A 12,351-nucleotide genomic window follows, 5' to 3' on the forward strand; every position below is an offset into this window, starting at 1 on the left:
GAATTTTCTTCTTCCGCCTTGGATTCGGTGCGCTGATTGTTCACCATTGGTGCCTGTCGGCCGAATTCGCCGACTGGCCCTTCACGAACCATGAGCACCGCCCGACTCCCCTGGTCCACGGCTGCAAGATGCCCCGATACCGAGATCGTCGCTTCCCAGCGTGATCGGAAAGGCTCACTATGAGCAACCCCCAGTCCCCGCCCGCACGCCACCGCGTCGTGGTGATCGGATCCGGCTTCGGTGGGTTGTTCGCGACCAAGGCCCTCCGCGGCGCGGACGTGGACGTCACGGTGATCGACCGCACCACCCACCATCTGTTCCAGCCTCTCCTGTATCAGGTGGCCACCGGCATTCTCTCCGAGGGCGAGATCGCCCCGTCGACGCGGATGATCCTCAAGGACCAAGCGAACGCCGCCGTCCGTCTCGGTGAGGTCACCGGCATCGACCTGACCGAACGCACGGTGACGTCCGAACACCTCGGGCAGTCCACCGTCACCGGGTACGACAGCCTCATCGTCTCCGCCGGGGCGCAGCAGTCGTACTTCGGCAACGACCACTTCGCCGAGCACGCCCCGGGGATGAAGTCCATCGACGACGCCCTCGAACTCCGCGGCCGCATCCTCGGCGCGTTCGAGCAGGCGGAAGTGACCGCCGACCCGCAGGAGCGGGCACGCCTGCTCACGTTCGTGGTGGTCGGTGCCGGGCCCACCGGCGTCGAGATGGCCGGTCAGATCGCCGAACTCGCCCACCGAACCCTCGTCGGGGCCTACACCAACTTCGACCCCCGCGACGCGCGGATCATCCTGCTCGACGCAGCCTCCGCGGTACTGCCGCCGTTCGGTGACAACCTGGGTTCGGAGGCGGCGGAAACCCTCGAAAAGCTCGGTGTCGAGGTGCGACTGGGTGCGTCGGTGACCGACGTCGATGCCGGCGGACTGACCGTCCGGGATGCGGAGGGCACCGAGCACCGCATCGCGTCCGTCTGCAAGGTCTGGTCCGCGGGGGTGGCGGCGAGCCCACTCGGCGCGCAGCTCGCCGCCCAGTCGGGTGCGGCCCTCGACCGCGCCGGCCGCGTCGCCGTCGACGAAGACCTCACCCTGCCGGGCCATCCCGACGTGTTCGTCGTCGGCGACATGATGTCGCGTGATCGCCTGCCCGGCGTCGCCCAGGTCGCGATTCAAGGGGGCCGCTACGCCGCGAAGCGGATCGCCGCCGAGGTCGCCCCGGCTGCCAAGGGACGCCCGGCGCCGGAACGGCCACCGTTTCGATACCGCGACAAGGGCTCGATGGCCACCATTTCCCGGTTCAACGCGGTCGCCAAGATCGGCGGCGTCGAGCTGACCGGCTTCCTTGCGTGGATCATGTGGCTGGCCGTGCACGTGGTCTACGTCGTCGGGTTCCGGAGCCGTGTCGCCACCCTGTTGTCGTGGGCCTGGACCTTCCTCGGCACCTGGCGCGGGCAACTGACCAACACGCATCAGCAGATCACCGCCCGCAATGCGATCGCGCAGCTGCACAGCCTCGAGCGTCGTATTGAGGATGCGGACACCCCTGTCGCGCAGGCGAGCTGACGGTCGCATCCGCCGTGGGCGCGCAGTCGTGAACGACGCGATCTCGCCCCGCTCGGCACGCAGCTCGAAGATCCGCACTTGTGGTTTCGGCGAGCCGAACATTATGATTCGCTACGTGAAAATAACGTCCTTCAAGGTGGGTGCGCGACGACGGCCGGCGACCGCTGCCGCGGTACTGACAGCGCTGGCCGCGACGCTGATGCTGTCCGGGTGCGGCAAGGGCGACGGGCCCGCCGACGACAAACCGGTGGTGCTGACCACGTTCACCGTGCTCGCCGACATCGCCGCGAATGTCGGCGGCGAGCACCTGACCGTCGAGTCGATCACCAAGGCGGGCGCGGAAATTCACGGATACGAGCCCACCCCGGGCGATATCAAGAAGGCCGCGCAGGCCGACCTGATCCTCGACAACGGCATGAACCTGGAGGCCTGGTTCGGCCAGTTCGTCGACGGGGTGGACGTCGAGCACGTGGTCGTCAGTGAGGGCGTCGAACCGATCGCCATCGGCGAAGATGCGTATGCGGGCAAACCGAATCCGCATGCCTGGATGTCACCGCTGAACGTGCAGATCTACGTCGACAACATGGTCGCCGCGTTCAGCGAACTCGATTCCGCTCATGCCGCCGACTACCGCTCCAACGGCGACGCGTACAAGGCGCAGTTGCAGGCCGTGCAGGACGAGTTGGTCGCCGAACTGGGCGCACTGCCGGTCAACGAACGGGCGCTGGTCACGTGCGAGGGAGCGTTCTCGTACCTGGCCCGCGACGCGGGGCTGACGGAGAAGTACATCTGGCCGGTCAATGCCGAGCAGCAGGCCACTCCCCAGCAGATCGCGTCGACGATCGAGTTCGTGAAGCAGAACCGGGTTCCGGCGGTGTTCTGCGAGTCCACGGTGTCGGATGCGCCGATGCAACGGGTCGTCGAAGCGTCCGGCGCCGCGTTCGGTGGCACCCTGTACGTCGACTCGCTGTCCGAGGCGGACGGGCCCGTGCCGACGTATCTCGATCTGATCCGGCACGACGCCGACACCCTCACCTCCGCACTGAACGGGCAGCGGTCGTGACCGCGCAGCCGGCCGTCGAGGTCGAGGACGTCACCGTCCACTACGGCGACGTCCTCGCGCTCGACCGGGTCTCCCTCGCCCTTCGCCCCGGACGCGTCTGCGGACTCGTCGGCATGAACGGCTCAGGAAAGTCCACCCTGTTCAAGACGATCATGGGCACGGTCAAACCCGATACCGGCGCGGTCCGCATCACCGGCGCGGCGCCGGCCGCGGCGCGCAAGGCCGGGGTGCTGGGGTACGTCCCGCAGAGCGAGGACGTCGACTGGACGTTCCCGCTCTCGGTGCGGGACGTGGTGATGACCGGCCGGTACGGGCGCATGGGACCGACCCGGAGGCCCGGAAAGGCCGACCGCGAGGCCGTCGATCACGCTCTCGAACGCGTCGAACTCACGGACCTGGCGGACCGGCAAATCGGGCAACTGTCCGGCGGCCAGAAGAAGCGCACGTTCGTCGCCCGGGGAATCGCGCAGGGCGCCACCATCCTTCTCCTCGACGAACCGTTCGCCGGGGTCGACAAACGCTCCGAGGCCACCATCACCGCGCTGCTGCGTGAACTCGCCGACGCGGGCGCGGCGATCCTGGTCTCCACCCACGACCTGCATGCGCTACCCGATCTGGCCGACGAGGCGATCCTGCTGCTGCGCACGGTGCTGATGCACGGCGACCCGGCGGTCGTGCTGCAACCGGAGAATCTGGCGGCCGCGTTCGGCCTCGACGTGATGACAAGGACCTGAGAATCAATGGACGTCATCGATTTCTTCGTCGACCCCCTGCGCTACGACTTCATGGTCCGCGCGCTGATCACCACCCTGATCGCGGCGGTGGTGTGTGCGGTGCTGTCGTGCTGGCTGGTGCTGATCGGCTGGTCGCTGATGGGTGATGCGGTCTCGCACGCCGTCCTGCCCGGCGTGGTCCTGGCGTACATCGTCGGCGCCCCGTTCGCGATCGGCGCGGTGATCTTCGGATTCCTGGCCGTGGCACTGATCGGATTGGTCCGCGACACCAGCCGGGTGAAGGAGGACGCCGCGATCGGCATCGTGTTCTCCACACTGTTCGCCCTCGGACTGGTGTTGGTCTCGGTCACCCCCAGCCAGACCGATCTGAACCACATCATCTTCGGCAACCTGCTGGGCGTCAGCCGGTCCGACCTGGTCCAGATCGCGATCCTCGGGGCGTTCGTGTTCATCGCACTGATCGTCAAGCGCCGCGACTTCACGCTGTACGCCTTCGATCCCACCCATGCGCACGCCATCGGCCTGAACCCGCGGCTGCTCGGGGCGGCGCTGCTGGGGCTGCTGGCCTTGACGGCGGTGGTGGCTCTGCAGGCCGTCGGCGTCATCCTGGTCGTGGCCATGCTGATCATTCCCGGGGCGACGGCGTACCTGCTGACCGACAGTTTCCATCGGATGCTGATCATCGCCCCGGCGGTCTCGGCATCCTGCGCCGTCATCGGCCTGTACCTGAGCTATCACCTCGACACCGCCAGCGGCGGCATGGTGGTGCTGTCCCAGGGCGCGGCCTTCGCGCTGGTCTATCTGTTCGCGCCGCGGCAGGGCGTGATCGGTCGCCGGATCACCGCGTCCCGGCGTCGCCGGGCATCCACGTCCGCGGCGGTGGTGGCCGAGCGCTGACGGTTATGCCGCCGGTGCGTGTCTCGGCACGATCATCACGGGCACGGGAGCGTGCCGCAGAATTTTCGAGGCGGCCGAGCCGAGGAACACGTGCGCGGCGGGTCCGGCGGCTCCCGACCCCAGCACCAGCATGTCGTCGGGTTCCCAGGACACGGCCTCGACCGCCGCGCGCCAGTCGGTGCCGCTGCCGATCTCCACGTCCACGTCGGGAACCGGGATGCGGGCGCGAACCGCGTCGAGTTGCCGGGCGATGTCGTCGGTTGTCCGGCGCGTCCACTGCCGGACGACGAGATCCTCGGTCGATTGCTCGATCGCGCCACCGAACCTGGACACCGGCCGCACCGTGAACGACACGATCCGCAATGTCGCCGGCCACCGTGCGGCCATCTCGGCGGTGGCGGCGATGAGGCCGTTGACGTCGGCTTCGCCGCCGTAGGCGGCGGTGAGCCTGCGGATCGGTCCGGGCGCCGGTGGGTAGCCGCGCGGCGCGATCGCGACGGGCACTGCCGCGGTGTGCACGAGCCGTTCGGTGACGCTGCCCAGCGCCACCCGGCCCAGCAGACCGGACGACGACGACCCGACGACGACGAGGGTGGCGTCGTGGGTGGCGACGAGTTCGATCAGCCCGGTGGGAATCGAGGTCGATCGGTGGACGACGGTGGGGATGTCCAGGTCGCCCGGCAGACCGCCGACCACCCCGTCGAGTGCCCGTGACGCCTCCGCGGTGACGTAGCGCAGGTATTCGCGGTCGATGGGGTCGTCCTTCCCCGGCCACGGCTGTTCCACGATCGCCGCGGCGACGACCGTCTCCCCGGTCCAGCGCGCTATCCGTGCCGCCAGGTGCAGCGGCGCGGTCCCCTGACGGCTCGAGCTGAATCCGGCGATGATCGTCATCGAGCGGATTTCCCTGCGCCGATCGGATTGACCACCACGTGTGTCACCGGCACATCGTGCTCGGCGCGGGCGCGGTCCACGACGTCGAACCGGTGCCACACCGACTCTTCGGGTGGCAGCGTGGAGATGACGATCTGATCCGGATGGAACGACTCGACGCCGGCGGCCAGTGCGCGCAGCGGCCGGTAGTCCCCCACCTCGCCGTCCGCGTCGAGGTCCTCCGAGCGCAGCGTCGTCAGCGTGTCGTCGAGTCGCTGCCGGGCGACTTCCCGGGTCGCTTCCGCGACGTCGAGCGGGCCGTGGGTGGCGGCGGTTCCGGTTTCGATCGGGCTGGCAGGCACGACCACGAAGTAGGTGGCATCCCGATCCGCGTCGATGCGACGGAGCTCGTCGAGCATTTCCTTGGACTGGACGGTCTGGTTGGCCAGCACCAGCACGCGGTGAGGCCGGGTGGTCGCGGCGGCCCCCTCGACGGCGGGCCGCCGGCGCACGAACCAGGTGTTCGCGAGGAACAGCACGATGACGACCGCCCACGACACCAGGCTCAGCACGAGTTGCGACCGCACGTCCTCCTGCAGATACATCTGGACCAGGATCGCCACGATCGCGGCGGCGGTGATGATCGACAACACCGGGAACAGCCACATCTTGACCCGCAGTTCCGAGGCCGGGGTGCGGTACCGCAGCACGATCTGGGAGACGGCGATGAGCAGGTAGACGAACAGGATGATCGCGCCGCTGGAGTTCAGCAGGAACGCGAAGATGGTGTCCGGCGAGACGGCCGCGGCGATCACGCACAGGAAACCGACGACAGAGGAGGCGAGGATCGCGGTGGCAGGCACCCCGCGACGGGTCACCCTGACCAGCTGCGCGGGTGCTTCCCGGCGTGCGGCGAGGACGAACAGCATGCGGGAGGCGGTGTACATGCCGGAGTTGAGGCAGCTCAGCACCGCCGTCAGCACGACGGCGTTCATGATGTCGTCGGCGTACGGGATCCCCATCTCGGTGAACGCGGCGACGAACGGGGACGCGGCCATCTGATCGTCGTCCCACGGCAGGATGGTGGCCAGCAGGAACGTCGAGCCGACGAAGAACACGGCGATCCGCACGATCACCGAGTTGGCGGCCTTGGTCACCGCCCGCTCCGGATCCGCCGACTCCGCGGCGGCGATCGTCGCGATTTCGGCGCCGACCATGGAGAAGATCACCGTGACCACGCCGACGGTGACGGCCATGGCACCGAACGGGAGGAACCCGCCGTGGCTCCACAGGTTGGAGAAGTCGAGTGCCTTGTTCGGCCACACGCCGAGCACGAACAGTGCGCCCAGCGCGATGAACACCACGATCGCGGCGACCTTGATGCCGGCGAACCAGAATTCGAACTCGCCGAACGACGACACGGAGAACAAGTTCGTCGCCGTCATCAGGATCATCAGAACCAGCGCGGACAGCCACAGCGGGATATCGATCCAATACTGGATGATCGTCGCGCCGGCGATGGCCTCGAAGCCGACGACGATCACCCAGAAGTACCAGTACAACCAGCCGACGGAGAAGCCGGCCCAATTGCCCAGCGCCCGGCGGGCATAGTCGGCGAACGATCCGGTCGACGGGTTGGCCACGGCCATCTCGGCCAGCATGCGCATGACCATGATGATCAGGATTCCGGCGAGGGCGTAGGTGATGAATGCCCCCGGACCGGTGTCGCCGATGACGACGCCGGAGCCGACGAACAGGCCCGCGCCGATCACGCCGCCGATGGCGATCATCGTCAGCTGCCGCTGGCTCAGCGCCTTCTTCAGTGCGGGTGTTCCGCTCATGTCATCCCTCCGATGCTTCACGCGCCGGCGTGCTCGCTCCTGGCGAGACCGACTGTCGGAGTCCGAAGGGTGTGTTCGGCTGGGCGACGTCGAGGGGGGCTTCGGCCGCAGGGCCTCGAAATTCAATCGTAGGCCGCGGCACTGGTCCGGCGAGCGGGATTCGATGTCCGTCCCTTCGCGCCGTTTACCGGCCTCCGCGGCGGGTATCAATACGATGACGTCCGGAGTGAGACCGCCGAGAACGAAGGTTCCGCTGATGACACTCGTGCCCCGGGTCGCGGTCGCGCTGATCGCCGCAGGCCCCCTCGCCCTGTTCCTGGCCGCGCCCGCCGCCGCGGACCCGCCGGACGTGACCCTGGCCGCCGCGGTGGCCGGGAGCACCGTCACGACGACGCTCACCAACGACACCGGTGCGGACATCGTGTGCGGACTCGGCGGACTGCGGGCGGCGGACGACATCGTGAACCCCGAGTCCGTGGCGGTGTTTCACCGATCGAACGTGGTGATCGGGCCGGGACCGCGGGAGTTCGTGTTCGAGGCGGTACCCGACGGCGACTATCTGATCCACTGGATCTGCAGCGAGAACGCCGGTCCCGGTGACGAGGTGTGGGGTTCGGCGCCGCTTCCGGAGGCCGCGTACGCGAAGCCTGCGACGGCCGAACCGCTCCCCGTCACCGTGCGAACGCAGACGTGTTTTGGATCGTTGTGCCTGCCGCCGGGGCTTGGTCTCTGAGCGCGCACGTCATCCGATCGAATCGCGCTGTGTCCGAAGGAATTCCCGCTCGGCCGCGTTCTCGGTGCGGTCGTGTGCCGCGTCGTAGGCGCGGGCGGCCTCGACGGGGCGCCCGAGGCGGCGGAGAAGGTCGGCCCGCACCGCGTGGTACAGGTGATAGTCGTCGAGGTCGAGCTGGTCGACGAGCGCCAGCCCCTCCGCCGGACCCCGTACCTCCGCCACGGCGACGGCCCGGTTCAACGCCACCACCGGGCTCGGCGCCAGCGACATCAGCTGGTCGTACAGCTGCAGGATCTGCCACCAGTCGGTGTCGGCGGCCGTCTCGGCGTCGCTGTGGACGGCGTTGATCGCGGCCTGGATCTGATACGGGCCCGGTTTGTTGCGTCGCAGGCAGTCCCGCACCAGAGATTGTCCCTCGGTGACGAGGTCGCGATCCCACCGACTGCGGTCCTGGTCGGGCAGGAGCACGAGTCGTCCGTCGGCGTCGGTGCGGGCGGCGCGCCGCGATTCGATCAGCAGCATCAACGCGAGCAGCCCGGTGACCTCCGGTTCGCCGGGCATCAGGGCAGCCAGGACCCGGCCGAGACGGAGGGCCTCGGCGCACAGATCCGCCCGTGTCAGCCGGTCCCCCGAACTCGCCGTGTACCCCTCGTTGAAGATCAGGTAGACGACGGCCAGGACGGTGCGGAGACGGTCCGGGAGATCGGTCTCGTCCGGCACCCGGTACGGGATCCGGGCGTCCCGGATCTTCCCCTTGGCCCGGACGAGGCGCTGCGCCATGGTCGGCTCGGGCACCAGGAAGGCGCGGGCGATCTCCGCGGTGCCGAGTCCGCCGAGGAGGCGCAGGGTCAGTGCGACCTGGGCGGTGGGTGCCAGCGCCGGGTGGCAGCAGGTGAAGATCAGGCGTAGCCGGTCGTCGTGCACGGCGCCCTCCTCCGTCGGTTCGTCGCGGGCGAGCAGCAGCGCGGCCTGCGCGTGCCGGTCGTGCCGGGACGCCTCGCGCCGGAGTCGGTCGATCGTGCGGTGCCGGGCGGTGGTGATGATCCACCCGGCGGGGCTCGGTGGCAGCCCGGCCGACGGCCAGCGCTGCACCGCCTCGGCGAAGGCGTCCTGGACGGCATCTTCGGCGAGGTCGATGTCGCCGAACACGCCGACCAGGACGGCGACCGCGCGACCGTGTTCGGTGCGGAACACGTGTTCGATGTCGGCGGTGCCGATCACGTCAGTGGCTTCCGGCCCCGGCGTGGTGGGCGAACGGCCGGACCTCGATGGGCAGCGTCGTCGCCCGGGTGAGCTTGCGACCCCACCCGAGCGCGGCGTCCAGGTCGGGGGCCTCGACGATGGTGAATCCGCCGAGATGCTCCTTGCCTTCGGTGTAGGGGCCGTCGGTGACAAGCACGTCGCCGCCGCGGGCCCGCAGCACGGTCGCGGTCGTCGGGGCGCACAGTCCCCCGCTGAACACCCACGCGCCTGCGGACACCATCTCCTCATTGAGGGCGTCGAGGTCGTCGGCGATCTTCGCGAGGACATCGGGTTCGGGAGCGGGACCGTCGGGCTGGTACACGCTCAACAGGTACTGGGTCATGTCGGGTTCCTCCTCGGATCGGACGGTCGGCTCCTCGGGATGTGCTGTGGCCGGCCGCCACCTCCTATACGAACGCCGGCCCCCCGAATCGACACTGTGCACGAAAAACACTGTGCACGAGGAAACACCGTGCACGACGAAGTTGCCCCGGGTGCCGTCAGTTGTGCTCGGACACCAGCACGGCGCGGGTCCCCGGCTCCAGCGCCTCGAACACGTGTGCAACATCGCCCGGGTAGGCGATGTAGTCACCGGGCCCGAGCTCGACGGGGGCGCTCGCGAGGCCGACGAGTGCGCGCCCGGCGCTGAGGATGACGTGCTCGACCACGCCGGGCATGTGCGGTTCGGATTCGCGGGCCGGTCCCGGTTCGACGGCGAGGCGGTAGAGGTCCCGGCGCGCGGACGGCGGGCAGGACGCGACGAGGGTGGCGCGGTAGTCGGCCCGGTCGGAGGTCAGTTCCGGTCCCTCGTCGGCCCGGATGACCTGGACGCGCGGGCGGGGCGGATCGAGGAGTTGCGACATCGGCACATCCAGCGCCACACACAGGGCCCACAGGGTTTCGACGCTCGGGTTCCCGCCTCCCGATTCCAGTTGGGACAGAGTGGATTTCGCAACCCCGGCACGGCGAGCGACCTCGGTCAGGGACATGCCCGACCGTTCGCGCTCGCGGCGCAGCGAGGGGCCGATGTATCCCAGCGGGGATTTCCCGTCCATGGTTCCCTTCCCGAGGCTGTTCATTATTTCGGTCGGCTCGTTCGACTTGACGAACAATACGCCACCTGTTCAGTATATAAGTCATGCGTTCGATGAAGCGAACACTCGGCTCGCGGGACCTCCGGAACATCGCGCTCGTGTGCCTGGCCGACGGACTGGTCGGCATATCGTACGGCGCGATCGCGGTCGGCTCGGGGCTCGGCGCATGGCTGCCCGTCGCATTGTCGGTGCTGGTCCTCGCCGGTTCCGCGGAGTTCCTGTTCGTCGGCATCGTCGCGGCCGGCGGCAGCCCGATCGCGGCGACAATCGCCGGACTGCTGGTGAACGCGCGGCACCTGCCGTTCGGTCTGGCGGTCGGTGACGTGCTCGGGCGGGGGCTCCGGCGCGTCGCGGGCAGTCACCTGATGAACGACGAGTCGGTGGTGTTCGCGCTCGGGGAGACGGACCCGGACCGCAGGCGCGCCGCGTACTGGGCGTGCGGTGTGGGGATCGCGGTGTGCTGGCCGCTCGGGGCGCTGCTCGGCGCGCTGGCGGGCAACGCGATCGGCGACCCCGCCGCGCTCGGTCTGGACGCGATGTTCCCGGCGGTGCTGCTGGCCCTGGTGCTGCCGGCGCTGCGTGATCGGGACGTGCGGGTGCCTGCGCTGATCGGTTCCGTCGTCGCCCTGGCGGCCACGCCGGTCCTGCCCGCCGGGCTTCCGGTGCTCGCAGCGCTGGTGGGCCTGCTCGCGGGTGTGCGGCGGACGGTGCTGCGGTGACCGGGCACCTCGTGTTGATCGGGTCGGTCGGGGTGCTCGCGGCGGGCACGTTCGCGTTCCGATTCGCCGGGCCGGTGCTGCGGCCGCGGATCGCGACCCGGCCCTGGGTGGAGCGGACCATGGCGTCGGCCGCCGTCGTCCTGCTCACCGCCCTGGTGGGCACGGCGGCGCTCACCGAGGGCCACGACCTCGCCGGAGTGGCGCGTCCCACCGGGGTCGTCGTCGCGGGCCTACTCGCCTGGCGGAAGGCGCCTTTCGTCGTCATCGTCCTGTCCGCTGCCGCCGCGGCCGCCGGATTGCGGCTCCTCGGCGTGCCGTGAGGATGCATCATCGAGGGGTGTTATTTCATCTCTGTGCCACGTGCGGCGTCGAACAGGACCCGAACACCCCGCTCCCCGACGAGTGCGCGATCTGCGCCGACGAACGCCAGTACATTCCGCTCGGCGGGCAGGAGTGGACCACCGTCGAGGCGCTGGCAGGCGCGGGGTACCGCGCCGTCCAACACGAAGTCGAGCCGGGACTGCACGGCCTGTACGTGGACCCGAAGACCGCGATCGGTCAGCAGTCCCTGGTGATCAGCACCCCCGCCGGGTCGCTGCTGTGGGATCCGATCGGATTCGTCGACGCCGCGGCCGTCGACGCCGTCGCCGCGCACGGCCCGGTCATCGCCGTCGCGGGCAGTCACCCGCACATGTTCGGTGTCCAGACGCAGTGGTCGACGGCGCTCGGTGAGGTGCCCATTCTGGTGGCGGAGGCGGACCGCTCCTGGCTGGCGCGTTCCGACGGGCCGATCGTGTTCTGGTCCGGCACCCACGAGGTGGCGCCGGGGCTGACCCTGCACCAGATCGGCGGGCACTTCCCGGGCAGCGCCGTCGCGCACTGGCGCGGCGGCGGCGACGGCCGGGGTGTGCTGCTCACCGGCGACGGCGTGTTCCCCAACCCGGACCGCCGCACCGTGTCGTTCCTGCGGTCGTACCCCAACCGGCTGCCGCTGTCCGCGGCGGTGGTGCGGCGCATCGCGGACCAGTTGTCGCACCTGGAGTTCGACCGCATCATCGGCAACTTCGACAACGTCATCGACCACGACGGCCGGGAGGCGCTCGAGTATTCGGCGACCCGGCACTGCGCCTGGGTGACCGGGGAGTTCGATCACCTCACGTGACGGTCGCGGAACCGGCCACGGCGCCGGGCGGCGCCTTCGAGGGGGCACTGTAATCGTTCTTCCCCGCCGACGCGGCGATAGCGGCTACCCTCCGCAGTAGCGTGAGCAGCGACTGAGGAGGTAGGTCTGATGGACTTGACAGCAATTGGTGTCGGTTTCGGCTACGTGGTCGTAGTCCTCACCATTCTTGTCGTCGTGGTCGGGGTGACGGCCCTGTTCGTGTTCTCGATCAAATCGGATTTCATCCCCCCGGACTCCACCGGAACTCCCTCGGGCAGGAAGCGGATCGGCCGGGCGGAATAGCCGCGTTGAGCACCGGAAGGCGGGCAGTCCCTCACGGAGGGGCTGCCCGCCTTCGTACGTGGCGGGGGCGGCGGGTCTTCTGGATCGATTCCGGCCGCGGGCGCAGGGAAGCACGCCTT

Annotated in this window: 14 protein-coding genes; 9 read left to right on the forward strand and 5 right to left on the reverse strand. The window is 69.2% G+C overall.

The features are described from left to right. Positions 1-179 precede the first annotated feature (179 nt). From CJ179_RS01885 to CJ179_RS01900, 4 genes are all read left to right on the forward strand, one after another. A complete protein-coding gene (locus CJ179_RS01885; RefSeq protein WP_095860567.1) occupies positions 180-1,571 on the forward strand; it encodes an NAD(P)/FAD-dependent oxidoreductase in 1,392 nt (463 codons plus the stop codon). 136 nt (positions 1,572-1,707) lie between these two features. Further along, a complete protein-coding gene (locus tag CJ179_RS01890; RefSeq protein ID WP_306454234.1) occupies positions 1,708-2,634 on the forward strand; it encodes a metal ABC transporter substrate-binding protein in 927 nt (308 codons plus the stop codon). Continuing rightward, positions 2,631-3,368 (forward strand): metal ABC transporter ATP-binding protein, encoded by a 738-nt coding sequence (locus tag CJ179_RS01895; RefSeq protein ID WP_095860568.1) that lies wholly within the window; start codon positions 2,631-2,633, stop codon positions 3,366-3,368. The genes CJ179_RS01890 and CJ179_RS01895 overlap by 4 nt, the downstream gene beginning before the upstream one ends. 6 nt (positions 3,369-3,374) lie before the next feature. After that, a complete protein-coding gene (locus CJ179_RS01900; RefSeq protein WP_095860569.1) occupies positions 3,375-4,265 on the forward strand; it encodes a metal ABC transporter permease in 891 nt (296 codons plus the stop codon). 3 nt (positions 4,266-4,268) lie between these two features. On the opposite strand, the gene CJ179_RS01905 is transcribed toward CJ179_RS01900, so the two are convergent. Continuing rightward, positions 4,269-5,159: a universal stress protein gene (locus CJ179_RS01905; protein ID WP_095860570.1), complete on the reverse strand. Its 891-nt coding sequence runs from the start codon at positions 5,157-5,159 to the stop codon at positions 4,269-4,271. Further along, on the reverse strand, positions 5,156-6,979 hold the full coding sequence (locus CJ179_RS01910) for an amino acid permease (protein ID WP_095860571.1): 1,824 nt from the start codon (positions 6,977-6,979) through the stop codon (positions 5,156-5,158). Before CJ179_RS01910 ends, CJ179_RS01905 begins: the two co-directional genes overlap by 4 nt. Before the next feature lie 256 nt (positions 6,980-7,235). On the opposite strand from CJ179_RS01910, the gene CJ179_RS01915 reads away from it, so the two are divergent. Then, complete coding sequence (locus CJ179_RS01915; protein WP_095860572.1) at positions 7,236-7,712, forward strand: hypothetical protein; 477 nt, start codon at positions 7,236-7,238, stop codon at positions 7,710-7,712. A 9-nt stretch (positions 7,713-7,721) separates the two neighbouring features. On the opposite strand, the gene CJ179_RS01920 is transcribed toward CJ179_RS01915, so the two are convergent. The 3 genes from CJ179_RS01920 to CJ179_RS01930 all read right to left on the reverse strand — a co-directional run bounded on the left by CJ179_RS01920 (position 7,722) and on the right by CJ179_RS01930 (position 10,009). Beyond that, positions 7,722-8,933: an RNA polymerase sigma factor gene (locus CJ179_RS01920; protein WP_095860573.1), complete on the reverse strand. Its 1,212-nt coding sequence runs from the start codon at positions 8,931-8,933 to the stop codon at positions 7,722-7,724. Between the two features lies 1 nt (position 8,934). Beyond that, a complete protein-coding gene (locus CJ179_RS01925) occupies positions 8,935-9,297 on the reverse strand; it encodes a YciI family protein (protein ID WP_072941996.1) in 363 nt (120 codons plus the stop codon). 157 nt (positions 9,298-9,454) lie between these two features. Beyond that, entirely contained in the window at positions 9,455-10,009 is a 555-nt protein-coding gene (locus CJ179_RS01930; protein WP_095861034.1) for a helix-turn-helix domain-containing protein, read from the reverse strand. Positions 10,010-10,092: 83 nt separating this feature from the next. Here CJ179_RS01930 and CJ179_RS01935 point away from each other — a divergent pair, with 83 nt between their 5' ends. The 4 genes from CJ179_RS01935 (at position 10,093) to CJ179_RS01950 (ending at position 12,232) form a co-directional block, all read left to right on the forward strand. Beyond that, positions 10,093-10,767: an AzlC family ABC transporter permease gene (locus CJ179_RS01935; protein ID WP_095860574.1), complete on the forward strand. Its 675-nt coding sequence runs from the start codon at positions 10,093-10,095 to the stop codon at positions 10,765-10,767. Further along, positions 10,764-11,087, forward strand: a complete 324-nt coding sequence (locus tag CJ179_RS01940; RefSeq protein ID WP_072942000.1) for an AzlD domain-containing protein — start codon at positions 10,764-10,766, stop codon at positions 11,085-11,087. The genes CJ179_RS01935 and CJ179_RS01940 overlap by 4 nt, the downstream gene beginning before the upstream one ends. A 17-nt stretch (positions 11,088-11,104) precedes the next feature. Beyond that, entirely contained in the window at positions 11,105-11,929 is an 825-nt protein-coding gene (locus CJ179_RS01945) for an MBL fold metallo-hydrolase (RefSeq protein WP_095860575.1), read from the forward strand. Between the two features lie 129 nt (positions 11,930-12,058). Continuing rightward, positions 12,059-12,232: an adenylate cyclase gene (locus CJ179_RS01950; protein ID WP_072942004.1), complete on the forward strand. Its 174-nt coding sequence runs from the start codon at positions 12,059-12,061 to the stop codon at positions 12,230-12,232. The last annotated feature ends 119 nt before the right edge of the window (positions 12,233-12,351 follow it).

This window comes from Rhodococcus sp. ACS1 (assembly GCF_002300155.1).
GTDB lineage: Bacteria > Actinomycetota > Actinomycetes > Mycobacteriales > Mycobacteriaceae > Rhodococcus_F > Rhodococcus_F koreensis.

Bases quoted from the DNA above. Each gene is read 5' to 3' on its own strand.
- CJ179_RS01885 (WP_095860567.1), top strand. From the start codon at position 180: ATGAGCAACCCCCAGTCCCCGCCCGCACGCCACCGCGTCGTGGTGATC.
- CJ179_RS01900 (WP_095860569.1), top strand. From the start codon at position 3,375: ATGGACGTCATCGATTTCTTCGTCGACCCCCTGCGCTACGACTTCATG.
- CJ179_RS01905 (WP_095860570.1), bottom strand. From the start codon at position 5,159: ATGACGATCATCGCCGGATTCAGCTCGAGCCGTCAGGGGACCGCGCCG.
- CJ179_RS01910 (WP_095860571.1), bottom strand. From the start codon at position 6,979: ATGAGCGGAACACCCGCACTGAAGAAGGCGCTGAGCCAGCGGCAGCTG.
- CJ179_RS01915 (WP_095860572.1), top strand. From the start codon at position 7,236: ATGACACTCGTGCCCCGGGTCGCGGTCGCGCTGATCGCCGCAGGCCCC.
- CJ179_RS01925 (WP_072941996.1), bottom strand. From the start codon at position 9,297: ATGACCCAGTACCTGTTGAGCGTGTACCAGCCCGACGGTCCCGCTCCC.
- CJ179_RS01930 (WP_095861034.1), bottom strand. From the start codon at position 10,009: ATGGACGGGAAATCCCCGCTGGGATACATCGGCCCCTCGCTGCGCCGC.
- CJ179_RS01935 (WP_095860574.1), top strand. From the start codon at position 10,093: ATGCGTTCGATGAAGCGAACACTCGGCTCGCGGGACCTCCGGAACATC.
- CJ179_RS01950 (WP_072942004.1), top strand. From the start codon at position 12,059: ATGGACTTGACAGCAATTGGTGTCGGTTTCGGCTACGTGGTCGTAGTC.